This window comes from Pseudomonas sp. WS 5410, from assembly GCF_012985645.1.
GTDB classification, from domain to species: Bacteria; Pseudomonadota; Gammaproteobacteria; order Pseudomonadales; family Pseudomonadaceae; genus Aquipseudomonas; species Aquipseudomonas shahriarae.
This window is the reverse complement of sequence record NZ_JAAQWS010000004.1, coordinates 305,636-330,957: the sequence shown is the minus strand read 5'-3', so window position 1 is coordinate 330,957 and position 25,322 is coordinate 305,636. Positions and strand designations below refer to the sequence as shown.

25 protein-coding genes are annotated in these 25,322 nt (G+C 60.2%); 10 read left to right on the top strand and 15 right to left on the bottom strand.

Going from position 1 to position 25,322, the window contains the following annotated elements; genetic code table 11:
* Window positions 1–270: 270 nt before the first annotated feature.
* A complete protein-coding gene (gene tyrS / locus HBO24_RS09125; RefSeq protein ID WP_076962201.1) occupies window positions 271–1,470 on the bottom strand; it encodes a tyrosine--tRNA ligase in 1,200 nt (399 codons plus the stop codon).
* Window positions 1,471–1,680: 210 nt separating this feature from the next.
* Between tyrS and HBO24_RS09120 the strand changes: the two genes are divergently transcribed.
* Both HBO24_RS09120 and HBO24_RS09115 read left to right on the top strand, forming a co-directional pair.
* Window positions 1,681–3,093, top strand: a complete 1,413-nt coding sequence (locus HBO24_RS09120; RefSeq protein ID WP_057440340.1) for a peptidoglycan DD-metalloendopeptidase family protein — start codon at window positions 1,681–1,683, stop codon at window positions 3,091–3,093.
* A 3-nt stretch (window positions 3,094–3,096) separates the two neighbouring features.
* Complete coding sequence (locus tag HBO24_RS09115; protein WP_170059574.1) at window positions 3,097–4,188, top strand: anhydro-N-acetylmuramic acid kinase; 1,092 nt, start codon at window positions 3,097–3,099, stop codon at window positions 4,186–4,188.
* 68 nt (window positions 4,189–4,256) lie between these two features.
* Here HBO24_RS09115 and erpA read toward each other — a convergent pair whose 3' ends face one another.
* Both erpA and argC read right to left on the bottom strand, forming a co-directional pair.
* The gene (gene erpA, locus HBO24_RS09110; protein WP_003176443.1) at window positions 4,257–4,607 is read right to left on the bottom strand and encodes an iron-sulfur cluster insertion protein ErpA; all 351 of its coding nucleotides are present in this window, start codon (window positions 4,605–4,607) and stop codon (window positions 4,257–4,259) included.
* Between the two features lie 163 nt (window positions 4,608–4,770).
* Window positions 4,771–5,805 carry an N-acetyl-gamma-glutamyl-phosphate reductase gene (argC, locus tag HBO24_RS09105; protein WP_057440338.1) on the bottom strand — a complete coding sequence of 345 codons (1,035 nt, stop codon included), beginning with the start codon at window positions 5,803–5,805 and terminating at the stop codon, window positions 4,771–4,773.
* 136 nt (window positions 5,806–5,941) lie between these two features.
* Here argC and hemJ point away from each other — a divergent pair, with 136 nt between their 5' ends.
* From hemJ to coq7, 6 genes are all read left to right on the top strand, one after another.
* Window positions 5,942–6,370, top strand: a complete 429-nt coding sequence (hemJ, locus tag HBO24_RS09100; protein WP_057440337.1) for a protoporphyrinogen oxidase HemJ — start codon at window positions 5,942–5,944, stop codon at window positions 6,368–6,370.
* 35 nt (window positions 6,371–6,405) lie between these two features.
* On the top strand, window positions 6,406–7,368 hold the full coding sequence (locus tag HBO24_RS09095; protein ID WP_057440336.1) for a nitronate monooxygenase family protein: 963 nt from the start codon (window positions 6,406–6,408) through the stop codon (window positions 7,366–7,368).
* A gap of 69 nt (window positions 7,369–7,437) precedes the next feature.
* On the top strand, window positions 7,438–8,400 hold the full coding sequence (locus tag HBO24_RS09090; protein ID WP_170059573.1) for a DUF805 domain-containing protein: 963 nt from the start codon (window positions 7,438–7,440) through the stop codon (window positions 8,398–8,400).
* A gap of 63 nt (window positions 8,401–8,463) precedes the next feature.
* On the top strand, window positions 8,464–9,249 hold the full coding sequence (locus HBO24_RS09085; protein WP_057440334.1) for an SDR family oxidoreductase: 786 nt from the start codon (window positions 8,464–8,466) through the stop codon (window positions 9,247–9,249).
* A gap of 46 nt (window positions 9,250–9,295) precedes the next feature.
* The gene (locus HBO24_RS09080) at window positions 9,296–9,634 is read left to right on the top strand and encodes a histidine triad nucleotide-binding protein (protein ID WP_032858506.1); all 339 of its coding nucleotides are present in this window, start codon (window positions 9,296–9,298) and stop codon (window positions 9,632–9,634) included.
* Window positions 9,635–9,748: 114 nt separating this feature from the next.
* On the top strand, window positions 9,749–10,396 hold the full coding sequence (gene coq7 / locus HBO24_RS09075; RefSeq protein WP_170059572.1) for a 2-polyprenyl-3-methyl-6-methoxy-1,4-benzoquinone monooxygenase: 648 nt from the start codon (window positions 9,749–9,751) through the stop codon (window positions 10,394–10,396).
* A gap of 56 nt (window positions 10,397–10,452) precedes the next feature.
* Here the strand turns inward: coq7 and HBO24_RS09070 are convergent, their stop codons facing one another.
* Window positions 10,453–10,875 (bottom strand): OsmC family protein, encoded by a 423-nt coding sequence (locus HBO24_RS09070; RefSeq protein ID WP_005792019.1) that lies wholly within the window; start codon window positions 10,873–10,875, stop codon window positions 10,453–10,455.
* Window positions 10,876–11,108: 233 nt separating this feature from the next.
* On the opposite strand from HBO24_RS09070, the gene crp reads away from it, so the two are divergent.
* Window positions 11,109–11,753: a cAMP-activated global transcriptional regulator CRP gene (crp, locus tag HBO24_RS09065; protein WP_057440333.1), complete on the top strand. Its 645-nt coding sequence runs from the start codon at window positions 11,109–11,111 to the stop codon at window positions 11,751–11,753.
* Here the strand turns inward: crp and HBO24_RS09060 are convergent.
* The 4 genes from HBO24_RS09060 to HBO24_RS09045 form a co-directional block, all read right to left on the bottom strand.
* A complete protein-coding gene (locus HBO24_RS09060; RefSeq protein ID WP_057440332.1) occupies window positions 11,750–12,445 on the bottom strand; it encodes a lipoate--protein ligase family protein in 696 nt (231 codons plus the stop codon). The genes crp and HBO24_RS09060 overlap by 4 nt on opposite strands.
* Before the next feature lie 136 nt (window positions 12,446–12,581).
* Window positions 12,582–13,418, bottom strand: a complete 837-nt coding sequence (gene trpC / locus HBO24_RS09055) for an indole-3-glycerol phosphate synthase TrpC (RefSeq protein WP_057440331.1) — start codon at window positions 13,416–13,418, stop codon at window positions 12,582–12,584.
* The gene (gene trpD, locus HBO24_RS09050) at window positions 13,415–14,464 is read right to left on the bottom strand and encodes an anthranilate phosphoribosyltransferase (RefSeq protein WP_032858515.1); all 1,050 of its coding nucleotides are present in this window, start codon (window positions 14,462–14,464) and stop codon (window positions 13,415–13,417) included. Before trpD ends, trpC begins: the two co-directional genes overlap by 4 nt.
* Before the next feature lie 9 nt (window positions 14,465–14,473).
* Window positions 14,474–15,067 (bottom strand): aminodeoxychorismate/anthranilate synthase component II, encoded by a 594-nt coding sequence (locus HBO24_RS09045; protein WP_057440330.1) that lies wholly within the window; start codon window positions 15,065–15,067, stop codon window positions 14,474–14,476.
* A 418-nt stretch (window positions 15,068–15,485) separates the two neighbouring features.
* Between HBO24_RS09045 and estP the strand changes: the two genes are divergently transcribed.
* Entirely contained in the window at window positions 15,486–17,408 is a 1,923-nt protein-coding gene (gene estP / locus HBO24_RS09040; protein ID WP_169990381.1) for an esterase EstP, read from the top strand.
* A 152-nt stretch (window positions 17,409–17,560) separates the two neighbouring features.
* Here the strand turns inward: estP and trpE are convergent, their stop codons facing one another.
* The 7 genes from trpE to HBO24_RS09005 form a co-directional block, all read right to left on the bottom strand.
* On the bottom strand, window positions 17,561–19,042 hold the full coding sequence (trpE, locus tag HBO24_RS09035) for an anthranilate synthase component I (protein WP_170059571.1): 1,482 nt from the start codon (window positions 19,040–19,042) through the stop codon (window positions 17,561–17,563).
* Between the two features lie 68 nt (window positions 19,043–19,110).
* Entirely contained in the window at window positions 19,111–19,929 is an 819-nt protein-coding gene (locus HBO24_RS09030) for a phosphoglycolate phosphatase (protein WP_057444298.1), read from the bottom strand.
* The gene (rpe, locus tag HBO24_RS09025) at window positions 19,926–20,600 is read right to left on the bottom strand and encodes a ribulose-phosphate 3-epimerase (RefSeq protein WP_057440329.1); all 675 of its coding nucleotides are present in this window, start codon (window positions 20,598–20,600) and stop codon (window positions 19,926–19,928) included. The genes HBO24_RS09030 and rpe overlap by 4 nt, the downstream gene beginning before the upstream one ends.
* Before the next feature lie 84 nt (window positions 20,601–20,684).
* Entirely contained in the window at window positions 20,685–21,833 is a 1,149-nt protein-coding gene (locus tag HBO24_RS09020; RefSeq protein WP_057440328.1) for an iron-containing alcohol dehydrogenase, read from the bottom strand.
* A 216-nt stretch (window positions 21,834–22,049) separates the two neighbouring features.
* Complete coding sequence (locus HBO24_RS09015) at window positions 22,050–22,877, bottom strand: ABC transporter permease (RefSeq protein ID WP_029296783.1); 828 nt, start codon at window positions 22,875–22,877, stop codon at window positions 22,050–22,052.
* A 12-nt stretch (window positions 22,878–22,889) separates the two neighbouring features.
* Window positions 22,890–24,137 (bottom strand): ABC transporter permease, encoded by a 1,248-nt coding sequence (locus tag HBO24_RS09010; protein WP_170059570.1) that lies wholly within the window; start codon window positions 24,135–24,137, stop codon window positions 22,890–22,892.
* Between the two features lie 107 nt (window positions 24,138–24,244).
* The gene (locus tag HBO24_RS09005) at window positions 24,245–25,285 is read right to left on the bottom strand and encodes an ABC transporter substrate-binding protein (protein ID WP_057440326.1); all 1,041 of its coding nucleotides are present in this window, start codon (window positions 25,283–25,285) and stop codon (window positions 24,245–24,247) included.
* Window positions 25,286–25,322: the final 37 nt, after the last annotated feature.

The window sequence follows — 25,322 nt, the reverse complement described above, 5'->3', positions numbered from 1 at the left end:
CGATCTCTCGTTAGCGGGAGGCGAATTCTACAGCGTTACACGCTGCTGTCAACACCTCTTTTTCTCCGCTTTCGACCGAGAGGATCGAAACGTTAATAGAGCCAAACAACACTGCTCTACCAACTCCTTCTGGGCTTCGATGAACTGAAGCAACTCGCTGTCGAACTCTGCGTAACTCTTTGTTTACCAAGGAGTTTTCCGTTTCGACTGCGCCGGAAGTGGGGCGAATTATAGACAGATATAAATCGCCGTCAACAGTTAATTTCAGGTTTATTCGGATTTAAGCGTAATTCGCGCAAATGCCTTCTTGCCGGCCTGGCAAACGTGGGTCGCGCCCAGCTCGTATATAAAGGTGCGATCGACAACCTCACCATCTATACGCACACCACCGGACCCCAGAAGGTCACGTGCAACCGCCGAGTTCTTCACCAGGCCTGCCTTATTAAGGACGGCCGCAATCGGCATCGCCTCACCAGCAGTCAATTCGATCTCAGGCAGATCATCCGGCAGCTCGCCATCCTTCATACGATTGCCCGCCGCACGGTGAGCACTGGCCGCAGCCTCCTCGCCATGGAAACGCGCAACAATCTCTTCCGCCAGCTTGATCTTGACGTCCCGAGGATTCGCACCCGCCTCCACGTCAGCACGCAATGCGTTGATCTCATCCATCGAGCGGAAGCTCAACAGCTCGAAGTAACGCCACATCAACGCATCAGGGATAGAAACCAACTTGCCGTACATCACCCCCGGCGCTTCCTGGATGCCGACGTAGTTGCCCAGTGACTTGGACATCTTCTTGACGCCATCCAAGCCTTCCAGCAACGGCATAGTCAGAATGCACTGAGCCTCCTGGCCATACGCACGCTGCAGCTCACGCCCCATCAACAAGTTAAACTTCTGATCAGTACCGCCCAGCTCAACGTCCGCTCGCAACGCTACCGAGTCATACCCTTGAACCAACGGGTATAGGAACTCGTGTATCGCAATAGGCTGATTGGTGGAGTAGCGCTTATCGAAGTCATCACGCTCAAGCATCCGCGCAACGGTGTACTGGGATGTCAGGCGAATGAAATCCGCCGGCCCCATCTGATCCATCCAGGTGGAGTTGAACGCCACTTCGGTCTTGGCAGGATCGAGAATCTTGAAGACCTGGGTCTTGTAGGTCTCGGCATTATCAAGAACCTGCTCACGGGTCAGCGGCGGGCGGGTGGCACTCTTACCACTCGGATCACCGATCATCCCGGTGAAATCACCTATAAGGAAGATCACCTGATGCCCCAACTCCTGGAACTGGCGCAGCTTATTAATAAGCACGGTGTGACCCAGGTGCAGATCCGGTGCCGTCGGATCAAAGCCGGCCTTAATACGCAGGGGTTGGCCACGCTTGAGCTTTTCAATCAGCTCGGCCTCGACCAACAGTTCTTCCGCACCACGTTTGATCAGCGCTAGCTGCTCTTCAACCGACTTCATAACAGACCCGCAAGGCTCAGATTCAAAGGGAACCAACCATACAAGATCAGGGACTAATTACAAGTTTTGCCCTGCAAACGGACACCATTCGGCGAGCCCGGCATTCGCAAGCTTGCGCCACAGATGATTTGGTTATATTTTATACAGTTATTTCATCTTCATCATGTCATTCATCTTTTCCATTTCACCTTTTCAAAGTCAAAATTACCTATGACCACTGAACCGTCTAAAGCGCCACCGCTTTACCCGAAGACCCACCTGCTCGCCGCAAGTGGTATCGCCGCCCTTCTCAGCCTGGCACTCCTGGTATTCCCTTCCAGCGACGTAGAAGCCAAACGAACGACCCTGAGTCTTGACTTGGAGAGTCCGGTTGAACAACTGACACAAGATCAAGACGCTTCTGACGCACAACAAGCCACAACCGCGAGCGCAGAGTCACCATTTGCGCAGATTGAAGAAAGCGCAGACGACACCAAACAAACCGCTCAGGCAGCGCCTGCAGCCCAGGTAGCGAAAGGCCCCGAGCATCGCGAAGTGATCGTGGCCAAAGGCGATACGCTGTCGACGTTATTCGAAAAGGTCGGACTACCCGCCACCACCGTTAGCGATGTGCTGGCCAGCGATAAGCAAGCCAAGCAATTCACCCAGCTCAAGCGTGGCCAGAAGCTTGAGTTCGAACTGAATCCTGAAGGCCAACTGACCACCCTGCACACCAATCTCAACGACCTCGAAAGCATCACCCTGACCCGGGGCGCCAAGGGCTTTGCCTTCAATCGCGTGACCACCAAGCCGGTGATGCGCTCCGCCTACATTCATGGCGTGATCAATAGCTCGCTGTCCCAGTCGGCAGCTCGCGCAGGCCTGTCCCATAGCATGACCATGGACATGGCCAGCGTATTTGGCTACGACATCGACTTCGCTCAGGACATTCGCCAGGGTGACGAATTCGATGTGATCTACGAGCAAAAGGTGGCTAACGGCAAGGTTGTCGGCACCGGCAATATCCTCTCGGCGCGCTTCACCAACCGCGGCAAGACCTACACTGCCGTGCGTTACACAAACAAACAGGGCAATAGCAGCTACTACACCGCCGACGGCAATAGCATGCGCAAGGCCTTCATCCGTACTCCAGTTGACTTCGCCCGTATTAGCTCGCGTTTCTCCATGGGTCGCAAGCATCCAATTCTGAACAAAATCCGCGCCCACAAAGGCGTGGACTATGCAGCACCGCGCGGCACGCCGATCAAAGCTGCCGGCGACGGCAAGGTGCTGCTGGCCGGGCGCCGCGGTGGCTACGGCAACACCGTTATCATCCAGCACGGCAACAGCTACCGTACGCTTTATGGGCATATGCAAGGCTTTGCCAAAGGCGTGAAGACCGGCGGCAACGTCAAGCAAGGCCAAGTGATTGGCTATATCGGCACCACCGGCCTGTCCACCGGCCCACACCTGCACTATGAGTTCCAGGTCAACGGCGTGCACGTCGACCCCCTGGGCCAGAAGCTGCCGATGGCCGACCCGATCGCCAAGGCCGAGCGCGCACGCTTCCTTCAGCAAAGCCAACCGCTGATGGCACGCATGGACCAGGAACGCGCCACCATGCTGGCTTCGGCGAAGCGCTAAGCGATGGCGCTCTATATAGGTGTCATGTCCGGGACCAGCCTTGATGGCCTGGACATAGCGCTGATCGAGCAAAATACGGCGGTCAAGTTGGTCGCCACACATTACATCCCCATGCCTGAATCCCTGCGCGCCGAGCTGCTGAGCCTTTGCGCCAGTGGCCCGGATGAAATTGCACGCTCGGCGATTGCCCAGCAAAGCTGGGTAACGCTCGCAGCCCAGGGCATTCATGCCGTGCTTGAGCAGCAGCAACTCACTCACCACGACATCCGTGCGATTGGCAGCCATGGGCAGACCATTCGCCACGAGCCCGCCCGCGGTTTCACCGTGCAGATTGGCAACCCCGCCCTACTGACCGAACTGACCGGAATAACCGTCGTCAGCGACTTTCGCAGCCGCGATGTAGCCGCCGGCGGCCAGGGCGCACCACTGGTGCCCGCCTTTCACGAAGCGCTGTTCGGCGAGGCTACTGGCAACCGCGCAGTACTGAATGTCGGCGGTTTCAGCAATCTGAGCCTGATCGAGACCGGCAAACCCGTAGCGGGTTTTGACTGCGGCCCGGGCAACGTTCTGCTCGACGCCTGGATTCACCAGCAACGAGGCGAAAACTTTGACCGCGACGGCCAATGGGCCGCGACGGGAAAGGTCGAGCCACAGTTGCTTAACGCTTTGCTCAGCGACCCCTTCTTCCTGACCAAGGGGCCGAAAAGCACTGGGCGCGAAGTCTTCAACCTGCCTTGGCTGGAACACCACCTCGGTCGACTACCATCGTTCAATGCCCAGGATATCCAGGCCACGCTGCTGGAACTGACCGCACAGACCATCGTCGAGTCGTTGAAAACTGCACAGCCGCAAACCGAAACCCTGCTGGTGTGTGGCGGCGGCGCCCATAACTCGACGCTGATGAACCGCCTCGCCGCCATGCTACCGACCACCCGTGTCAGCAGCACCGCCACCCACGGTGTAGACCCCGACTGGGTGGAAGCCATGGCCTTCGCCTGGCTGGCCCATTGCTGCCTGGAAGGTATCGCCGCCAACCGTCCAAGCGTGACAGGCGCCCGCGGCCTTCGTGTACTTGGCGCGATCTACCCCGCCTGAAACGCAGATAGCAAAACGCCGCTTGGCCCCATAAGAGCCAAGCGGCGTTTTGCTTAATCCGCTACTGATCAGATCGAGAAAGACGAACCGCAACCACACGTCGTGGTGGCATTCGGGTTCTTGATCACAAAGCGTGAGCCTTCCAAACCTTCCTGGTAGTCCACCTCGGCACCTGCCAAGTACTGGAAGCTCATCGGATCCACAACCAGGCTTACGCCTTCGCGCTCGACAATGGTGTCGTCGTCAGCCACATCTTCATCGAAGGTGAAGCCGTACTGAAACCCTGAACAACCGCCGCCCGTAACGAATACGCGCAGCTTCAAGCGATCATTACCCTCTTCATCGACCAGGCTCTTCACCTTGTGCGCAGCACCGTGGGTGAATTGCAAAGCCGTGGGGGTGAAGGATTCAACGCTCATGCTGATAATCTCCCGGCGTAGCGCCGCCATATGCGTGATGACCGCCATTATCCGCTTCTCCTAGAAAAGCGGTCAACTATTGTTACGGTATATCAATCTGCCCGGCGGCCCTTAAAAACACGAAAGGCCCGATCAACGGGCCTTTTGCACAGCAGCCAACGCCTTAAGGCAGCATGCCGGCGTGGGACAAGCCGAGCTTCTCATCAAGGCCGAACAAGATGTTCATGTTCTGCACAGCCTGGCCCGACGCACCCTTGACCAGATTATCGATAACCGACAGCACCACCACCAAGTCGCCATCCTGCGGACGATGCACGGCAATCCGGCACACGTTGGCACCGCGCACGCTGCGGGTTTCCGGGTGGCTACCGGCAGGCATTACATCGACGAACGGCTCATTGGCATAACGTTTTTCAAACAATGCCTGCAGATCCACCGAGCGATCCACGACCGTTGCATACAGTGTCGAGTGAATCCCACGGATCATCGGGGTCAGGTGCGGCACGAACGTCAGACCGACGTCACTGCCCGCCGCACGCCGCAGCCCCTGGCGAATTTCCGGCAGATGGCGATGCCCCTTTACGGCATACGCCTTCATGCTTTCCGAGGTCTCGGAGTACAAGGAGCCTACTGCTGCACCGCGACCAGCGCCGCTGACGCCCGACTTGCAGTCGGCAATCAGGCGCGAGGCGTCCGCCAGACCAGCTTCCAGCAGCGGTAGGAAACCCAGCTGCGTAGCCGTCGGATAGCAACCCGGCACGGCGATCAGACGTGCCTGCTTGATCTGCTCACGATTAACCTCTGGCAAGCCGTACACCGCCTCTTCAAGCAGCTCTGGAGCACCATGGGGCTGACCATACCACTTGGCCCACTCATCGGCATCCTGCAAACGGAAGTCCGCCGAGAGGTCAATGACCTTGGTCCCGGCGGCCAGCAGCTCGCCGGCCAACGCATGGGCAACACCGTGGGGGGTCGCGAAAAACACCACATCGCAGGCGCCCAGGGTCTTGATATCCGGAACGCTGAACGCCAGGCCGTCGTAATGGCCACGCAGGTTGGGGTACATATCGGCAACGGCCAGGCCGGCCTCGGATCGGGAGGTAATGACCACTACCTCAGCTTGCGGATGCTGAGCCAACAGACGCAGCAATTCGACACCGGTGTAACCCGTGCCGCCGACGATACCGACCTTGACCATAAACCTGCCCTCAACGAACCCACTGGAAAGCCGTCGATAATAGGGGCCGTATCGTTCTGCGACAACCGTCAAGGTGACGTACGCACGCTCTAACCTCTACTATCTCCAGTTACCGTGAACCTGGGAATAACTAAAAATGCTTTATCTATGGCTCAAAGCCTTCCATATCGTCAGCATTGTCTGCTGGTTTGCCGGGCTGTTTTACCTGCCGCGCCTGTTCGTCTACCACGCACAAAGCCAGGATGCCGTCAGCCAGGAACGCTTCTGCATCATGGAGCGCAAGCTGTACAAGGGCATCATGCTGCCGTCGATGATCGCCACGCTGGTATTCGGCATCTGGTTGATCAGCCTTAACCCGAGCATCTTCAGCCAGGGTGGCTGGATGCACGCCAAGCTGACCCTGGTGGTGATCCTGATCGGTTACCACCATATGTGTGGCGCTCAGGTAAAACGTTTTGCCCGTGGCGAAAACACCCGCAGCCATGTCTTTTATCGCTGGTTCAATGAAGTGCCGGTTCTGATATTGCTGGCTATTGTAATTTTGGTCGTCGTCAAGCCGTTCTAACTCTACTTAGCCGCACTTAATCCGGGGTACTTCCAATGTCGCTGCCCGCTTTGCTTGAACAACGTCTGCGCCTGCCCGTGGTGGCTGCGCCGATGTTCCTGATTTCCAATCCGCAACTGGTCCTGGCGTGCTGCCGCAATGGCGTGGTCGGGAGCTTTCCGGCACTCAACCAGCGTGAAAGCAGTGGCTTCAAGGCCTGGCTGGAAGAAATCGAAGCGGGCCTGGCGCTGCTGGACAACCCTGCGCCCTACGCGGTCAACCTGATCGTGCACCACAGCAACCCACGCCTTGAGGCTGACCTGGCGATTTGCGTCGAGCACAAGGTGCCGATCGTTATCACCAGCCTGGGCGCGGTCAAGGAATTGGTAGACGCCGTACACAGCTACGGCGGCCTGGTGTTCCACGACGTCACCACTCGGCGCCACGCCGAAAAGGCCGCCGAAGCCGGGGTCGATGGGCTGATCGCGGTGGCGGCAGGGGCTGGTGGCCACGCCGGCACTTGGAGCCCGTTTTCGCTGGTCGCCGAAATTCGCCAGTTCTTCGACAAGACCCTGTTGCTGGCCGGCTGCCTGAACCATGGGCACGAAATCCTCGCCGCGCAATTGCTCGGGGCTGATCTCGCGTATTTCGGCACGCGCTTTATCGCCACCACCGAAAGCCACGCCCCCGATGCCTATAAAGAGATGCTGCTCACATCGCGCGCAGCCGATATCGTGCACACTCCGGCGGTGTCCGGCGTGCCTGCAAGCTTTATGCGCCAGAGTCTGGAAAACGCCGGTTTCGACCTCGCCGCCCTGCAAGGCAAGGGCGAAGTCAACTTTGGCTCCAAGCTCAAACCACTCAGCGACGAGGCCAAAGCCTGGAAGACCGTATGGTCCGCCGGCCAAGGCGTCGGTGAGATTGACGATTTACCCAGTGTCGATGAACTGGTTGCCCGCCTTGATGCCGAATACCGCAAGGCGCGCGAGCACGCAGCACAATTGCGCTGGCCGCGCTGACCCACCCGCCTGGCCTGCCGAATGAGGCAGGCCAGCATTACCCCCCTGAAAAGTGACAAGGATGCCTGCATGAGCGACAACCGTTTCAAGATTGTGTTTGATGGAGCCTTGCTCCCGGGTGTCGAAAGCACCACCGCCAAGCTGAACCTGGCCGAATTGTTCAAAAGCGAAGTCGAGGCGATCGAAAAGCTCTTCACCGGGCGTCCAGTCGCCCTCAAGCGCGACCTGTCTCGCCCCGATGCCGAAACCTACCTGGCCGCCCTGAAAAACGCCGGGGTGGATGCGCGCATCGAAGCTGAACAGCCTGTGGCTTTCAACCTGGCTGAAACCCACGAGACCGACTCCGGCGCCTCCAATTTTTCGCGCCCGGCCACCTCGCCGTATGCACCACCGCGCGCAGCCGTGGGGGACGACCTTCCAGAGTTTTCCACCCTCAACGTGTTCACCGTCAACGGCCGTATCGGGCGCCTGCGTTTCCTGGCCTGGACCCTGGTCCTGAGCCTGGCGCTGTTCGCCATCGTGGGCGCCTTGTTCACCGTGGGCGTGGGTATTGCCGCGGCATCTCCCACTGCGGCGATCATCATTGGTTCACTGCTTGGTCTGGTCTTGCTCGTGGCATCGGTGTGGATGAGCGTCCTGATCACCGTGCAGCGCCTGCATGACCTGGGCTGGTCCGGCTGGTTATGGTTCCTGAACCTGGTGCCGATCGTGGGCAGCATTTTCCCGATCCTGTTGATCGTGCTGCCCGGCAATGCAGGCGCCAACCAATATGGTGCACCACCGCCACGCAACTCGACCGCAGTAAAGGTCCTGGCCACCCTGTGGCTGGCGATGCTCCCATTGATATTCGCCGCCGCAGTGATGCTGGCCATGGGCGGTTACCTGGACCAGCTCGAAACCAGCGTGGACAGTGGCTACGAAAGCAGCTCCATGTCCACCGATGAAGAAGCTGACCAGAGCGTCATCGCCGGTGAAGAAGATGTGCAAAGTGCTGACGATGCGGCCGAACCTGTAGACTCTCCGCAAGAATGAAGAAACGCCCCACGCCTGTGACGCATCTGTCGCAGGCGCGGTGGCGTTGCGATGGAGAAATGCATGACCCGTTACGCTCTGATCACCGGTGCCTCCAGTGGCATCGGCCTGGCCTTGGCCGAAGCACTGGCCCGTCGCGGCCGCAGCTTGATTCTGGTGGCCCGCCAGCGTGATCAGTTGGAAAGTATTGCCATAGAGCTGACCCAACGTTTTGGCGTCGAGGTGCTGTTCCGCGCCTGTGACCTGGGCGAGCCACTGCGCCTGTCCGGGTTCCTGCTGGAGCTGGAAGAAGGCGAGCGGCAGATCGACTTGCTGGTCAACTGTGCCGGTATTGGCACCAGCGGCCCATTCCTGGCCCAGGACTGGATGACCGAGCAGGACCTGATCGAAGTCAACATCCTCGCCCTGACCCGCCTGTGCCATGCGCTGGGTAACTCCATGGCCTTGCACGGTGGTGGGCAGATTCTTAACGTCGCCTCCGTCGCGGCCTTCCAGCCGGGGCCATGGATGAGTACCTACTACGCCAGCAAGGCCTATGTACTGCACTTCTCCGAAGGTCTGCGCGAAGAGCTGAAAAGCTGTGGTATCAAGGTCTCAGTGCTCTGTCCCGGCCCGACCCGCACTGCCTTCTTCGGCACCGCACAGATGGACACCGCCAAGCTGGACCGTCAGCAGCTGATGAGCCCGGAAGAAGTGGCGCTGCACACCGTACGAGCCCTGGCAAAGAACAAAGCGATCATTGTTCCCGGTCGCCGTAACCGCTGGCTGGCGTTCAGCCCACGCTTGAGCCCACGCTGGTTGACCCGCAAGATTGCCGGCGCGATCAACAAGGCCTATTGCCCGCGTTGACCTGCTGGGTACACTCACCCTGCACTTTCATAATGGAGAAACAGCTGTGGATACTCTGTTCACCAAGATCATCAACAGAGAAATACCCGCGAGGATTATCTACGAGGATGACCAGGTCCTGGCCTTCCACGATATTGCGCCAATGGCCCCCGTGCATTTCCTGGTGATTCCGAAAAAGCCGATCCGCACCCTCAACGACCTGACGGAAGAAGACAAGGGCCTGGCTGGACACATCCTGTTCACCGCCCAGCGCCTGGCCGTGGAACAAGGCTGTGAAAAAGGCTTTCGCGTGGTGATGAACTGCAATGAAGATGGCGGCCAGACCGTCTATCACATTCATATGCATGTGCTGGGTCAACGCCAGATGAACTGGCCACCCGGCTGAAACTCGCCATTGCAGGAGCCGGCTTGCCGGCTCCTGCAAGAAGCATGACCCAGCGCAAACGCACGCCCCTCTCTTGCGGTAAACTGACCGCCGAGATTTTTCCCGGAGGTCAGCATGACTACCCAACGTCACTACTCGCCGATTGACCGACTGTTGCTGCAGGCCGACACAGCCATGCGCACACTGCTGCCCTTCAGCGGCCAGCCGTATCGCCCGTCACCTGCCATCGCGCAACCCGAAGCACAAATGAGCGAAACGGATACCCGTCATGTCGCCGGCCTGATGCGCATCAACCATACCGGCGAAGTCTGTGCCCAGGCGCTCTACCAGGGCCAGGCCCTGACCGCCAAGCTGCCGCAAGTACGCGCTGCCATGGAGCACGCGGCTGAGGAAGAAATCGACCACTTGGCCTGGTGTGAACAACGTATCCGCCAATTGGGCAGCCACCCCAGTGTGCTCAACCCACTGTTTTATGGTCTGTCGTTTGGCATCGGCGCCGCTGCCGGCTTGATCAGCGACAAGGTCAGCCTGGGTTTTGTCGCCGCGACCGAACATCAGGTGTGCAAACACCTGGATGAGCACCTGGAGCAACTACCGGCCGAGGATGAAAAGTCCCGGGCGATTCTTGAGCAGATGCGTATCGACGAAGAACACCACGCAGAAAGTGCGCTGGATGCCGGCGGTTTCCGCTTCCCTGCGCCGGTGAGGTTTGGCATGAGCCTGATGGCCAAGGTCATGACCAAGAGCACCTACCGAATCTGAGCTGCAAAAAAGGGCGCTTGCAAAGCGCCCTTTCTTTTTGTCAGAAGATCCTGCGATCAGCCCAACTCAATGATCTCGTAATCATGGGTAATGGCCACACCTGCCGCGCCGAGCATGATCGAGGCCGAGCAGTACTTCTCCGCCGACAGCTCGATGGCCCGCTTGACCTGCGCTTCCTTCAGCGCACGCCCCTTGACCACAAAATGCATATGGATCTTGGTGAACACCTTCGGGTCTTCAGTCGCGCGCTCGGCTTCCAAAAAGGCTTCGCAGCTTTCCACCGCCTGGCGCGACTTCTTCAAGATGCTGACCACATCGAAGTTGCTGCAACCACCCACGCCGAGCAGGAGCATTTCCATGGGCCGTACACCCAGATTGCGGCCACCGGCTTCCGGCGGGCCATCCATGACCACCACATGGCCACTGCCCGACTCACCGAGGAACATGGCTTCGCCCGCCCATTGGATGCGTGCCTTCATCGCCCAGACTCCACTGCTAAAAAAGGGGCGCCAGCTTATCACAGGCCCCCGCAAGCGCAGTGTTCTGCCCAAATACGTTCAACAGCAGACTTTGATAGGTAAATTCCCTGATCGAGTCAGAATGTGTCTGTTAAGCTGACGCCAAATCTATGGCGCATTGCCATCCTCCGGATGGATCCGCTCTATAAAAATACCAGCCCAACCACACCGTGCAGTCTTTTCGGGATACAACCATGGTTGCTATTACCCCCATACCCAAGATCAAGAACCTCGATAAGTTACTGACCCATTGTCAGCGGCAACGCTATCCGGCCAAGCAGAACATCATCTGCGCCGGGGAACGCTCGGAAACCCTGTTTTTCATTATCAAAGGTTCGGTCACGATCCTGATCGAGGATGACGACGGTCGCGAAATGATCATCGCCTATCTCAATACCGGTGATTTCTTCGGTGAGCTGGGCCTGTTTGAACAAGCGGGGAAAGAACAGGAGCGCAGCGCCTGGGTGCGGGCGAAGATTGAGTGTGAGGTCGCAGAAATCAGCTATGCGAAATTTCGCGAACTGGCCCAACAAGATCCGGACATCCTTTATGCCCTGAGCGGCCAGATTGCCCAGCGCTTGCGCAACACCACGCGCAAAGTCGGTGACCTGGCGTTCTTCGACGTCACCGGGCGCGTCGCCCGCTGCTTGCTGGAACTGTGCAAGCAGCCGGATGCCATGACCCATCCAGACGGCATGCAAATCAAGGTTACGCGCCAGGAAATCGGCCGGATTGTCGGTTGCTCACGGGAGATGGTCGGTCGAGTGCTCAAGGATCTGGAAGAGCGCAACCTGGTGCACGTCAAAGGCAAGACGATGGTGGTGTTCGGCACTCGCTAGTACGCAAACACCTGTGCCAGCATCTGCCGGTATAAACCGTCGAGGCGGCTGATGGCATCCGGCGCAGCAAAGGCTTCATGCAAGGCGATATGGCTGTCGGCACGCACCCGCTGCTCGAGGCCGCACGCCTGATTGAAGCGATTGACCGCTGCAATCAGTTCCTCACGATGGTTCTCCAGCAACAATGCGCCATGCACCAGGCCTACCGGGCGCCCGCCACTCTGGCGCCAGCGCTGGGCAGTACCGACCATCTTGCGTCCGTTGAGATTGACGTTATAGCGGCCATCGCAAAAGGCCCCGTCGATTTCGCCCACAGAGGCATCGCCGCCCAACTCGGTCAGCAAGTCGCAAATGGGCTGGCACAGGCGCAGGTAGCCGGTCTCGATGCGGCCCTGGTCGCCCTCGCTACGGGGTGGCGCGTAGACCAGTGCGATATTCACCGTCGCCGCAGACTGCGGCACTGGCTCCCCCCCTGTTTCCCGCAGCAACACCGGCCAACCGTGGGCGGCCGATACCTGACTGGCCGCGTCAAAGGCGGGCAGACGACTCAGACGGCGAGGCATCACCAGTGCCTGGTCGCTGGGCTGCCAGAACAGCAGGCCGAAGGATTGTTCACCCGCGCAGACGGCGGCCAGCAAGTCCTGCTCGGCGGCAAGGCCTGCTTCAACGGTCATCGCTACGGGTTGGATCATCGAACACCTGCCTTTCTGAATAAACACAAAAAATGTGGGAGCTGGCTTTCCGGCGATGCTGTCGCCTCGGTGTCTCTGTTGCACCGAGGTGATGCTATCGCAGGCAAGCCAGCTCCCACAGTGTCCGCGTTTCACATCAATCCAGTGTCGAACCACTGATCGGTAGACCACGCTCCGGGAAAAACAGGCGCTGCAACTCCGCCCCTGGATTCTCCGCACGCATAAAGGTCTCGCCGACCAGGAACGAATACACGTCGCTGATTTCCATCAACTCCACATCCGCACGATTGACGATCCCGCTCTCGGTAATCACCAGGCGGTCACGAGGAATGCGCGGCAGCAGGTCCAGGGTGGTTTCCAGGTTGACGTCAAAGGTGTGCAGGTTGCGGTTGTTGACCCCAACCAGTCGTGTGTCGAGGGTTTTCAGCGCGCGCTCCAGTTCGTCACCGTCATGGACCTCGACCAGCACATCCAGGCCCACGCCTTTGGCAACCGCCGCCAACTCGGCCATCTGCACGTCGTCCAGCGCCGAAACGATCAGCAGCACGCAATCCGCGCCCAACGCCCGGGCCTCGACGATCTGGTACGGGTCGATCATAAAGTCCTTGCGGATCACCGGCAACTTGCACGCGGCGCGGGCTTGTTGCAGGTAAGCGTCGGAACCCTGGAAGTAGTCGATATCGGTCAACACCGAAAGGCAAGTTGCCCCGCCCTTCTCATAGCTGGCAGCAATCTCTGCCGGCACGAAGTTCTCGCGGATCACGCCTTTGCTCGGCGAGGCCTTTTTGATCTCGGCGATCACCGCTGGCTGCTTGAGCCTGGCCTGGGTGATCAGGGCATTGGCAAAGCCGCGGGGTGCATCGGCGCTTTTTGCCAGGTTTTCCAACTCGGCCAGGCTCACCCGTGCGCGGCGTTCGGCCACTTCTTCAACTTTGCGGGCGAGGATGTTTTCCAGAACTGTTGGCACGCTCATCCTTCATTCTCCATCTTGAATACGGCCGTGAATGCTCCCAGCTCTTCGAGCTTTTCGCGAGCCAGACCCGTATGCAGCGCATCGTGGGCCAAGGCGACACCTTCTGTAAGACTATAGGCGTGATCGGCTGCATAAAGTGCCGCGCCAGCATTCAGAACAATCATCTCTGCCGCTTTCTGACCGTTCTCGGTCTTGCGACGCCCCAGGGCATCGCGAATCAATTCAAGGGACGCCGCCGGGCTTTCTACCGCCAGGCCATGCAGGCTCTGGCTCTTCATACCGAGGTCTTCTGGCTCGACCCAATATTCGGTGACCTGATCGTTCTTCAGCTCGGCCACAAAGGTTGGGGCCGCCAGGCTGAATTCGTCCAGGCCATCCTTGGAGTGCACCACTAGCACGTGTTTGCTGCCCAGGCGCTGCAGGACTTCGGCCAATGGCCGGCACAGCGCCTGGCTGAACACGCCCACCACCTGATGCTTCACACCGGCCGGATTCGTAAGCGGGCCAAGCATGTTGAACAGGGTACGCAGGCCAAGGTCCTTGCGCGGGCCCGCGGCGTGTTTCATCGCCCCATGGTGGGACTGGGCAAACATAAAGCCGATACCGACGTTGTCGATGCAACGCGCTACCTGCACCGGGGTCAGGTTCAGGTAGATCCCGGCCGCTTCCAGCAGATCGGCACTGCCGCTCTTGCCCGATACCGCGCGGTTGCCGTGCTTGGCCACGGTGCAGCCGGCGGCGGCTACGACAAAGGATGATGCCGTCGAAACGTTGAAAATATTCGCACCGTCACCGCCGGTGCCGACCACATCGACCACGCCGTCGAGGGTCTTGAGTTCGACCTTGTCCGCCAGTTCACGCATCACCGAGACGGCGCCGACGATTTCGTCGATGCTCTCGCTCTTCATGCGCATGGCCATCATAAAGGCGCCAATCTGCGCATCGGTGCATTGGCCGGTCATGATTTCGCGCATGACATCGCTCATTTCAGCGGTGCTCAGGTCCAGATGGCCGACGATACGGCTCAGGGCAGTCTTGATATCCATGGAAAGTCCTTAGCGCGTGCCGCCGCTCTGCTTGAGAAAGTTGGCGAACAGCTCGTAGCCCTGCTCGGTCAGAATTGATTCAGGGTGAAACTGCACCCCTTCGACATTCAGTGTCTTGTGCCGCAGGCCCATGATCTCGTCGACCGAGCCGTCTTCCAGCTGGGTCCAGGCCGTCAGTTCCAGGCATTCGGGCAAGGTCTCGCGCTTGACCACCAGTGAGTGGTAACGGGTCACCGTCACCGGCAGGTTCAAGCCCTGGAACACACCTTGATCATTATGGAACACCGGGCTGGTCTTGCCGTGCATCACCTGGCGGGCACGCACCACGTCGCCGCCAAATGCCTGGCCGATGGACTGGTGGCCCAGGCAAACCCCGAGAATCGGCAGCTTGCCGGCGAAAAAACGGATGGCTTCCAGGGAGATACCCGCCTCAGTCGGCGTGCAGGGGCCTGGGGAAACCACGATACGCTCCGGGTTCAGGGCAGCAATCTGCGCCACCGTCATTTCATCGTTGCGCACCACCTTGACCTCGGCACCGAGCTCGCCCAGGTATTGCACAACGTTGTAGGTAAAGGAGTCGTAGTTATCAATCATCAGCAACATGTGGGTTCAAACCTCTTGAATTCACTGATTTCGAATGACCGCCTTCCAGGAGCGTGACCCGCTGCCAGACGCACGTTCCGGTTGCCAGGGTCAGCCGGCAAGGGGCGTCGAACAAAGGGTGAAGAAGGCAAATCGGTACAGGTCCGGCCGGGCCGGCAGAGAAAATTCAGGCGCGCCAACGCCAACGGGCGTGTGCCTTGACTACTCGCATCAAGAGTTTGCTGATGATCAACACGGGGAGGGTCTCATTCATACATTCCCGCACAGTAACGTAGCCTCGCCAGCGGTGCAATATAGAGCAGCAAATACGGGGGGCATGACGAAGGTTTTGTAAGAAAAAACGATTTTCCTCACAGAAAACTCCCTCTACATTGCTAGTGTTTCACTTCCGATACAAAAACAATCATATGGAATCCCTATGCTCAGACCATCTTTTGTTGCGCCCCTTGCCGGATGCCTCCTGGCACTGGCCTGCGCGCAGGCGTTTGCAGCACCGTCACCTTATTCAACCATGGTGGTTTTTGGCGATAGCCTGGCGGACGCCGGCCAGTTCCCCGATGGTGTGTCCGGTGCCACCCTGCGTTTTACCAACCGTACCGGCCCCACATTCCAGGGTGACTACGGCCTGGTTTCATCGACCCTGCTGGGCTCCAAACTGGGTGTAGCGCCAAACGACCTGAACGCCTCCACCTCGCCGGTTCGTGCCGCGCAAGGCTTGCCTGACGGCAATAACTGGGCGGTCGGTGGCTACCGTACCGACAACATCCTGGATTCCATCACCTCAGTCTCCGACACGGCGATCCCCCCCGGCAATGCGGGCGCGGGCACTGTTTTACGCAGTCGCCAGGGTTATCTGCCGGCAAACGGTGGGCGGGCCGACCCCAACGCGCTGTATTTTCTGTCCGGTGGCGGTAATGACTTCCTGCAACAGCGCGTCCTCAGTCCAGGCCAAGCCGTTGCCGCAGGCGGGCGCCTGGCCGACAGCGCCCAGGCTCTGCAACAAGCCGGTGCGCGCTACATCATGGTGTGGATGCTGCCCGACCTGGGCCTGACACCCGCCATCAACGGCACGCCGCAGCAGGCTGGGACGTCCGCCCTGAGCACTATTTTCAACCAGGCACTGGTACAGCGCCTGTCGCAGATCGACGCCCAAATCATCCCGTTGAATATTCCACTGCTGTTGCAGGAAACCTTCGCCGACCCGGGCCGATTTGGCCTGGCGACCGGGCAGAACCTTACCGGCACCTGCTTCACTGGCAACAGTTGCACCGCCAACCCGACGTATGGCATCGGCGGCACCCAGCCGGACCCGACCAAGCTGATCTACAACGACTCGGTCCACCCCACCGTCGCCGGGCAACGCTTGATCGCCGACTATGCCTACTCGCTGCTCGCCGCCCCCTGGGAGCTGAGCTTGCTGCCAGAAATGGCCCAAGGCACCCTGCGCGCCCATCAGGATGAGCTGCGTAACCAGTGGCAGGCAGACAACGGCAACTGGCAAGCCGTCGGCCAATGGCGCGCAATTGTCGCCGGTGGTGGTCAGCGCCTGGACTTCGACGGTCAAGGCAGCTCGGCCAGTGGCGACGGCAGTGGCTACAACCTGAATGTCGGCGGCAGCTATCGTCTCGACGACAGCTGGCGCGTAGGTGTCGCGGCCGGGCTGTATCGCCAGACTCTCGAAGCAGGCGCCAGCGACTCGGACTACAAGCTCAACAGCTACATGGGCAGCGCATTCGCGCAGTATCAGCACAATCACTGGTGGGCCGATGCCGCGCTGACCGGCGGCCGGCTGGACTTCGACAGCCTCAAGCGCAAGTTCGCCCTGGGCGTCAGCGAAGGCTCAGAAAAAGGTGACACCGACGGCTGGCTCTGGGCCTTGAGCGGCCGCGTAGGCTATGACATTGCCGGGGTCGGCAGCGATTGGCACCTGTCGCCGTTCATCAGCGCCGACTATGCGCGAATCGAAGTCGATGGCTACTCGGAAAAAGGCAGCCGCTCCACCGCGCTGACCTTTGCCGACCAGCAACGCGACTCCAAACGCCTGGGCGTTGGCCTGCAGGGCAGCTACCGCGTCACCCCGCAAACCCAGGTTTTTGGCGAAGTGGCTCACGAGCATGAGTTCGAAAATGACACCCAAAAGGTGAATATTTCGCTCAACAGCGTGCAGGGGATCGGCTTCGAGCTCGACGGCTACACCCCTCGCAGTAATTCGGATCGCTTGAGTCTCGGGGTCAGCCACAAGCTCACCCAGGAGTTGGCACTGCGCGCGGCGTACAACGTGAGGAAGGATGACAGCCTGACCCAGCAAGGGGTCAGTGTGGGAGTGAGCCTGGATTTCTAATACGGCCTTAAAAACAACATAAAACCCATGTGGGAGCGGGCTTGCCCGCGATAGCGGTGGTTCAGTCACTGCATCGGTGACTGGCAGACCGCCATCGCGGGCAAGCCCGCTCCCACACAAGCCCAACCCCACATTTAGCTCGGGATCGACCGTCAGTCCTGCGGGGTCTGCTCGGCCAATGCCACCGCACGGAACATCGCCCGGCGCTTGTTCAGGGTTTCTTCCCACTCAAGGGCCGGCACCGAGTCGGCGACAATCCCGCCACCCGCCTGCACATGCAGTTCGCCGTCCTTGATCACCGCCGTGCGGATCGCAATGGCCGTGTCCATGTTGCCATTCCACGCGAAATAACCCACGGCGCCGCCGTAGACCCCACGCTTGACCGGCTCCAGCTCGTCGATGATTTCCATCGCACGAATCTTCGGGGCGCCGGACAAGGTGCCCGCCGGCAGAATTGCGCGCAGCGCGTCCATCGCCGTCAGGCCGGCCTTCAGCTCGCCGGTGACGTTTGACACAATGTGCATCACGTTGGAATAACGCTCGATCACCATCTTCTCGGTGAGCTTCACCGAGCCGATTTCCGAAACGCGTCCGGTGTCGTTACGCCCCAGGTCGATGAGCATCAAGTGCTCGGCGATTTCCTTGTCGTCGGACAGCAGGTCTTCTTCAAGTGCCAGGTCGGCCTCTTCGGTCGTGCCACGGGGGCGCGTGCCGGCAATCGGCCGCACGGTGATCAGGTTGTCTTCGACGCGCACCAGCACTTCCGGCGAGCTGCCCACTACGTGGAAGTCGCCAAAGTTGAAGAAGTACATGTACGGCGTCGGGTTGAAGCAGCGCAGCGCCCGGTACAAGTCGATGGGCGCCGCCTTGAAGTCGATGGACATCCGCTGCGACGGCACCACTTGCATGCAGTCACCGGCGAGGATGTATTGCTTGATGGTATCGACCGCGCGCTCGTAGTCATCCTGGGTAAAGCTGGAGCGAAACACCGGATCGGCCGCCGGCGGACGGCTGAGGTCCAGGCCGCGGCGCGGGGTGATCGGCTGGCGCAGCTTGTCCAGCAGCGCTTCGAGGCTGGCCTGGCCGCGCTCGAACGCATCGGCCTGGGCCGGGTCTGCGAGCACAATCGCGTGCATCTTGCCGGCCAGGTTGTCGAACACCACCACCGCGTCGGAAACCATCAGCAGGATGTCCGGCACACCCAACGGGTCGGGGTTCGGGCATTTGCCCAGGCGTTGCTCCACATAACGCACGCAGTCGTAGCCGAAATACCCCACCAGGCCGCCATTGAAACGCGGCAAACCAGCAATGGTTGGCACGTTGTAGCGCGCCTTGAAGGCTTCGACGAAGGCCAGCGGGTCTTGCACATCGTGGCTTTCGATCTCGACGCCATCATGGGTGATGCTGACGTGATGGTCATGCACCCGCAGGACCGTGCGGCACGGCAGGCCGATGATCGAGTAACGGCCCCACTTTTCGCCGCCCTGCACCGATTCCAGCAGATAGGAATTGGGCTCGTCGGCCAGTTTCAGGTAGATCGACAGCGGCGTATCGAAGTCGGCCAGGGTTTCCCGGGCCATGGGGATGCGGTTGTAGCCGGCAGCGGCCAAACGCAGGAATTCTTCGCGGATCATGGGGTGCCTCGTGGCGTGAGGGTCTAACAGTCAGGTATGCAAACGTGCCGCAGCGCGGCCAGGATCAGTCAGGCGCGCCAACGCCAGCGGGCCAGGGCCTTGATGACTTTCATCCAGAGTTTGCGAGTGACCACCACGATGGGATTTCCAGAAGGGGATGGGACAGCGTCGGGCAACGTTATCTCAGCGCCCGCTCCCAAGCAACCGGGGATTAGCAGTCGCAGGTCATCAATGACCAGCGCCGGCGACTCTTCGGCAATCGGCCGGCCATGGTTGTAGCCATAGCTTAAGGCCACACACTTGACCCCCGCCGCTTTCGCCGCCAGCACATCGCTGCGCGAATCGCCGACAAACAGCGACTGGGACGCCGGGATATTGGCCATTTTCATCACAAAGAACAGCGCCGCCGGATCCGGTTTTTTCTGCGGCAGGGTATCGCCGCCGATGATCCAGCGGAAATACCGGCCGATCTTCATCTGGTCCAGCAGCGGCGCGACGAAGCGTTCCGGCTTGTTGGTGATCAGGGCCATTTCCACGCCCTGCTTGTGCAGCCACTTGAGGGTGTCGCGCACGCCGGGGTAAACCACGGTCAGTTCGTGGCCGTCTTCGTAGGCCGCGTTGAACAGTTCCAGCGCGTGCTCGGCCTCCACCTCATCGACACCTTCGGCATCAATGTGATTGGCCAGCGCACGGCGCACCAGCATCTGCACGCCGTTGCCGACCCACTCGCGTACCGATTCGATACCGGCAGGCTTGCGCCCCAACTTGAGCAACATGTGATCCACCGCAGCCGTCAGGTCCGGCACCGAATCGACCAGGGTGCCGTCCAGATCGAACATCACCAGCCGCGGCAATTTACCGGGGAACAGCTGCTCAAAACCGCTCATGGACGCGCCAGCGCCAGTTCTTCACGCATCTTGGCAATCACGGCCTGGTAGTCAGGGGTGTTGAAGATCGCCGAGCCGGCGACGAAGGTGTCGGCGCCCGCCGCCGCGATATCACGGATGTTGTTGACGTTGACCCCACCATCGATCTCCAGGCGGATATCACGGCCAGAGGCGTCAATCAGCGCACGGGCCTCACGCAGCTTGTCGAGGGTGCCGGGAATGAACTTCTGCCCGCCAAAACCCGGGTTGACGCTCATCAGCAAGACCATGTCGACCTTGTCCATCACGTACTTGAGGGTGTCCAGCGGGGTCGCCGGGTTGAACACCAGGCCAGCCTTGCAGCCGCCTTCGCGGATCAGTTGCAGGGAGCGGTCGACATGCAGCGTGGCTTCCGGGTGGAAGGTGATGTAGGTCGCACCGGCTTCGATGAAGTCGCCGATGATGCGGTCCACCGGGCTGACCATCAGGTGCACGTCAATCGGCGCGGTCACGCCGTACTTGCGCAGCGCGGCGCAAACCATCGGGCCGATGGTCAGGTTCGGCACATAGTGGTTGTCCATGACATCGAAGTGCACGAAGTCGGCACCGGCGGCCAACACGTTGTCCACTTCCTCGCCCAGGCGGGCGAAGTCGGCGGAGAGAATCGATGGAGCAATTACGAAGGGCTGCATGACGCACCTTTTCTGAGCTAAATCACGATGGCGCGCATTGTATACCTCATGCTTTGTTGCGCGCACCGTGACCTGACTCAATGACTAGTACGCGGCGCGGTAGATTTTCTCGATATCCGCCGCACTGAGCTTGCGCGGATTGTTGCGCATCAGGCGCTCGATTCCCGCGGCTTCTAAGGCCATGGCCGGAATCGCCTCCTCTGGCACGCCGAAGCTGCGCAAGCCGCTAGGGATCTCCACTGCGGCGCACAGTCGCGTCATCGCCTCTACCGCCTGGTCCGCTGCATCGTTGACGCTCAAGCCCGTGATATTCACCCCCATGGCCTGGGCGATATCCTGCATGCGCTCGACGCAGGCCAGCTTGTTCCAGTGCATCACATAGGGCAGCAGCAACGCGTTGCTCACCCCATGGGCAATGTTGAAACGCCCGCCCAACGGGTAGGCCAGCGCATGCACCGCCCCCACCCCGGCATTGCCGAAGGCCATGCCGGCCATCAGGCTGGCCGTGGCCATATCGTCACGCGCCTGCAGGTTGGCCGGATTGGCGTAGGCCTTGGGCAAGGCGTTGGCGATTAACTTGATCGCGCCAATGGCCAGGGCATCGGTGATTGGCGAGGCGTTCAGGGACAGATAGGACTCGATGGCATGCACCAGGGCATCCACACCACTGGCAGCCGTAACACTGCGCGGGCAGGTCAGGGTCATTTGCGGGCTGATCAGCGCAACATCCGGCAGCAGGTAGTCGCTGACGATGCCTTTTTTCAATTGCGCGGCCTTGTCCGACAGAATCGCCACATTGGTCACTTCCGACCCCGTGCCGGCCGTGGTGGGAATGGCAATCAGCGGCGGGCCTTTGCGCGGCACCTGGTCCACACCGAACAAATCCTCGAGTGCGCCGTGATAACCGGCATAGGCGGCGACGCTCTTGGCGATATCAATGGCACTGCCACCGCCCACGCCGATCAGGCCGTCATGCCCGCCTTCGCGGTAGGCCTGCATGCAGTCTTCGACGATGGCGATCTCCGGGTCGGGCAGCACCCGGTCGAAGATCTCGTAGGGCCGATCACCCAACTGCGCCAATGCCAGTTGCACCGTACCGGACTTGACCAGCGCAGCATCGGTGACGATCAACGGGTTGTCGATATCCAGCCGGGTCAGCTCGGCGGCCAATTGCTCGATGGCGCCTGGGCCGGTGAGCAATTTGTGGGCGATCTTGAATGAGGAGGTACTCATGTGCGCGGCCTCTTATAAATTGGTGGGCTGGCACAAGAATAGCTGGGGAATGCGGGTTGTCTGCCATTCAGCGGCTGAATGGTTGGGTCATTCAAAGCGGGCGCGATCAATGTAGGAGCTGGCTCGCCTGCGATGGCCTCGACTCGGTGCATCAGGTGTACCGAGTCGAGGCCATCGCAGGCAAGCCTGCTCCCACAGGTGACCGGGTTTCAGCAGTCAGACCTGCGCCGTCCGCAGTTTTTCGCTGCGCCCACGCAACCACTCCAGGGTCAGCAACAGCACCACCGAGAAGGCAATCAGCAAGGTCGCCGCTGCGGCAATGGTCGGGCTGAGGTTTTCGCGGATGCCGCTGAACATCTGCCGAGGCAAGGTGGCCTGCTCGGGCCCGGCGAGGAACAGCGTCACCACCACCTCATCGAACGATGTGGCAAAGGCAAACAGCGCCCCGGAAATGACGCCCGGCGCAATCAGCGGCAGCGTCACCCGGCGAAACGCGGTCAACGGCGACGCCCCCAGGCTGGCCGCGGCTCGCACCAGGTTGTGGTTGAAGCCCTGCAAGGTCGCCGACACGGTGATGATCACAAAGGGCACGCCCAGCACCGCATGCACCACGATCAGCGAAAAGAAACTGTTGCCCAGCCCCAGCGGGGCAAAGAACAAGTAACTCGCCACGCCGATAATCACCACCGGTACCACCATCGGCGAAATCACCAGGGCCATCACCAGCGCCTTGCCGGGGAAATGACCACGGGTCAGGCCAATAGCAGCCAACGTGCCAAATACCATCGCCAGCACCGTGGCCGCCGGGGCGACGATGATGCTGTTCTTCAAGGCGCGCATCCATTCCGCCGAGGCAAAGAAGTCCTGGTACCAGTGCAGCGAAAACCCCTGCAGCGGGTACACCAGGAAACTCCCGGAGTTGAACGACAGCGGGATGATCACCAGCACCGGCAGGATCAGGAACAACAGGATCAGGCCGCAGAGGATCCGCAAGCTGTAGAACCACACCCGCTCGATGGGTGACATATAAGGACTGCTGGACATTTCAGGCGCTCCTCAGCTCAGGCGCAGGCGGCTGGCGCCCACCAGCCAGTTGTAGATCAGGTACAGCACCACGGTCGCCAGCAGCAGCAAGCCGCCCAGCGCAGTCGCCATGCCCCAGTTGATGCTGGTGTTGGTGTAGAACGCCACGAAGTAGCTGACCATCTGGTCGTTCGGGCTGCCCAGCAAGGCCGGGGTGATGTAGTAGCCAATCGCCAGGATAAACACCAGCAGGCAACCGGCGCCCACACCCGCGTAAGTCTGTGGGAAGTACACCCGCCAGAAACTGGCGAATGGGTGACAACCCAAAGAGATCGCCGCACGCATATAGGTCGGTGAAATGCCCTTCATCACGCTGTAGATCGGCAGAATCATGAACGGCAGCAGGATATGCACCATGGAGATGTAGACCCCCAGCCGGTTGAACACCAACTCCAGAGGCTTATCAATGATGCCCAGGCCCATCAGCGCGCCGTTGATCAGCCCGCCGGACTGCAGCAGCACAATCCAGGCGGCCACGCGCACCAGCACCGAGGTCCAGAAGGGCAGCAGCACCAGGATCATCAACAGGTTGCTTTGCCGCGCCGGCAGGTTGGCCAGCAGGTACGCCAGCGGATAGGCCAGCAGCAGGCAGCACACGGTAATCACCAGGCCCATCCAGAAGGTGCGGGCGAAGATATCGAGGTAAATCGCCTGGTCCGGCGTGGCCGGCGCGACTTCGCCGAGGTCGTCGATCCGATGATCGACCGCCGCCAGCAGGTAATAAGGCGTGAGGCTGCTGGTGTTGCGCCGGATGGCCTGCCAGTACGCGGGGTCGCCCCAGCGTTCGTCGAGGTTTTCCAGCGCTTCTTTATAAGAGGCCGGCACTGCGCTGAACGGCAGCGCCCGCGCGGTTTTGGTCAACAGGCTGCGATAACCCGCCAGCTCCATGTTCAGGCGCTTGGACAAATCGCCCAGGGTCTGGTTTTTCCGGGCTTCACCCAGGTCCTCGCTGACAGCCTGGTACACCGACTCGCCGGGCAGGCCACGACCATCCCAGGCGGTCACCGCCACCACGGTACGCGGCAGGCCAGCGACCACTTCCGGGTTACCGACGCTTTTGTACAACAGCGCAACGATGGGCACCAGGAACACCAGCAGCAAAAACACCACCAGCGGCGCGATCAAGGCCTGGGCCTTCCAGCGGTTAAGCCGCTCGGCACGCGCCAGGCGCTGCTTCAAGCTGGGGGTGGTGACCTCGTTCGAGGGAACGGCGATGGCCATGGCAAACTCCGGAAAATCTACAGTTGAAACCCGTGTGAAAGGCCCCCTTGTGGGAGCCGGGCTTGCCCGCGATGGCAGCACCCACAGGGGTTAAGCGGTGGGGCTTGTTATTTGGCAGCCCAGGAATTGAAGCGCTGCTCCAGTTGCTCACCGTTATCCGCCCAGAAGCTCACATCAATCTGCACCTGGTTGGCGATGTTTTCCGGAGTAGTCGGCATATCCTTGAGGATGTCCTTGGCCAGCAGCGGCACGGCTTGGGTATTGGCCGGGCCGTAGGCGATGTTTTCCGAGTAGATTTTCTGTTGCTGCGGTGCAACGGAGAAGGCGATGAATTTCTTCGCCGCCTCGGCGCGCTCCTTGCCCAGGCCCTTGGGGATCGCCCAGGCGTCGAAATCGTAGATACCGCCGTTCCACACCACTTTCAGGTTGCTCTCTTTCTGCACGGCGGCGATCCGGCCGTTATAGGCCGAGCTCATCACCACGTCACCCGAGGCCAGGTACTGCGGCGGCTGGGCGCCGGCCTCCCACCACTGGATCGACGGCTTGAGTTCATCGAGTTTCTTGAAGGCGCGGTCCTGGCCGTCCTTGCCGGCCAGCACTTTGTACACGTCCTTGGGCGCTACACCGTCGGCCATCAGGGCGAATTCCAGGGTGTACTTGGCCCCCTTGCGCAAGCCGCGCTTGCCGGGGAAATTTTTGGTGTCCCAGAAGTCCGCCCAACTGGTTGGGGCCGTTTTCAGTTTGTCGGCGTTGTACGCCATCACCGTGGACCACACGAAGAAACCCACGCCACAGGGCTGGATCGCGCCTTTCACATAGTCGTCGGGGTTGCCGAACAGCTTCGGATCCAACGGCTCGAACATGTCCTCGTCACAGCCACGGGACAGTTCCGGCGACTCGACTTCCACCAGGTCCCAGGACACGCTCTTGGTGTCGACCATGGCTTTGACCTTGGCCATCTCGCCGTTGTACTCGCCAGCGATGATCTTGCCGTTGCCCGCGCTTTCCCACGGGGCATAGAAAGCCTTGACCTGGGCCGCCTTGTTCGCGCCGCCAAACGACACCACCGTCAGGTCCGGACCTGCCATGACCTGTGAAGCACTCGCCAGGCCGATGGCCAGGGCGGTCAATTTCAGGGATCTCAACATTTATTGTTCTCTCCACGTGCAGGGTTGGATGAAGCCA

Bases quoted from the DNA above. Each gene is read 5' to 3' on its own strand.
- HBO24_RS09060 (WP_057440332.1), bottom strand. From the start codon at position 12,445: ATGATCCAACCCGTAGCGATGACCGTTGAAGCAGGCCTTGCCGCCGAG.
- HBO24_RS09085 (WP_057440334.1), top strand. From the start codon at position 8,464: ATGACCCGTTACGCTCTGATCACCGGTGCCTCCAGTGGCATCGGCCTG.
- HBO24_RS09115 (WP_170059574.1), top strand. From the start codon at position 3,097: ATGGCGCTCTATATAGGTGTCATGTCCGGGACCAGCCTTGATGGCCTG.
- coq7 (WP_170059572.1), top strand. From the start codon at position 9,749: ATGACTACCCAACGTCACTACTCGCCGATTGACCGACTGTTGCTGCAG.
- argC (WP_057440338.1), bottom strand. From the start codon at position 5,805: ATGGTCAAGGTCGGTATCGTCGGCGGCACGGGTTACACCGGTGTCGAA.
- trpC (WP_057440331.1), bottom strand. From the start codon at position 13,418: ATGAGCGTGCCAACAGTTCTGGAAAACATCCTCGCCCGCAAAGTTGAA.
- trpE (WP_170059571.1), bottom strand. From the start codon at position 19,042: ATGATCCGCGAAGAATTCCTGCGTTTGGCCGCTGCCGGCTACAACCGC.
- HBO24_RS09010 (WP_170059570.1), bottom strand. From the start codon at position 24,137: ATGGCCATCGCCGTTCCCTCGAACGAGGTCACCACCCCCAGCTTGAAG.
- crp (WP_057440333.1), top strand. From the start codon at position 11,109: ATGGTTGCTATTACCCCCATACCCAAGATCAAGAACCTCGATAAGTTA.
- tyrS (WP_076962201.1), bottom strand. From the start codon at position 1,470: ATGAAGTCGGTTGAAGAGCAGCTAGCGCTGATCAAACGTGGTGCGGAA.
- erpA (WP_003176443.1), bottom strand. From the start codon at position 4,607: ATGAGCGTTGAATCCTTCACCCCCACGGCTTTGCAATTCACCCACGGT.
- rpe (WP_057440329.1), bottom strand. From the start codon at position 20,600: ATGCAGCCCTTCGTAATTGCTCCATCGATTCTCTCCGCCGACTTCGCC.
- estP (WP_169990381.1), top strand. From the start codon at position 15,486: ATGCTCAGACCATCTTTTGTTGCGCCCCTTGCCGGATGCCTCCTGGCA.
- HBO24_RS09020 (WP_057440328.1), bottom strand. From the start codon at position 21,833: ATGAGTACCTCCTCATTCAAGATCGCCCACAAATTGCTCACCGGCCCA.
- HBO24_RS09015 (WP_029296783.1), bottom strand. From the start codon at position 22,877: ATGTCCAGCAGTCCTTATATGTCACCCATCGAGCGGGTGTGGTTCTAC.
- HBO24_RS09070 (WP_005792019.1), bottom strand. From the start codon at position 10,875: ATGAAGGCACGCATCCAATGGGCGGGCGAAGCCATGTTCCTCGGTGAG.
- HBO24_RS09030 (WP_057444298.1), bottom strand. From the start codon at position 19,929: ATGAGCGGTTTTGAGCAGCTGTTCCCCGGTAAATTGCCGCGGCTGGTG.
- HBO24_RS09045 (WP_057440330.1), bottom strand. From the start codon at position 15,067: ATGTTGCTGATGATTGATAACTACGACTCCTTTACCTACAACGTTGTG.
- hemJ (WP_057440337.1), top strand. From the start codon at position 5,942: ATGCTTTATCTATGGCTCAAAGCCTTCCATATCGTCAGCATTGTCTGC.
- HBO24_RS09095 (WP_057440336.1), top strand. From the start codon at position 6,406: ATGTCGCTGCCCGCTTTGCTTGAACAACGTCTGCGCCTGCCCGTGGTG.
- HBO24_RS09120 (WP_057440340.1), top strand. From the start codon at position 1,681: ATGACCACTGAACCGTCTAAAGCGCCACCGCTTTACCCGAAGACCCAC.
- HBO24_RS09005 (WP_057440326.1), bottom strand. From the start codon at position 25,285: ATGTTGAGATCCCTGAAATTGACCGCCCTGGCCATCGGCCTGGCGAGT.
- HBO24_RS09090 (WP_170059573.1), top strand. From the start codon at position 7,438: ATGAGCGACAACCGTTTCAAGATTGTGTTTGATGGAGCCTTGCTCCCG.
- trpD (WP_032858515.1), bottom strand. From the start codon at position 14,464: ATGGATATCAAGACTGCCCTGAGCCGTATCGTCGGCCATCTGGACCTG.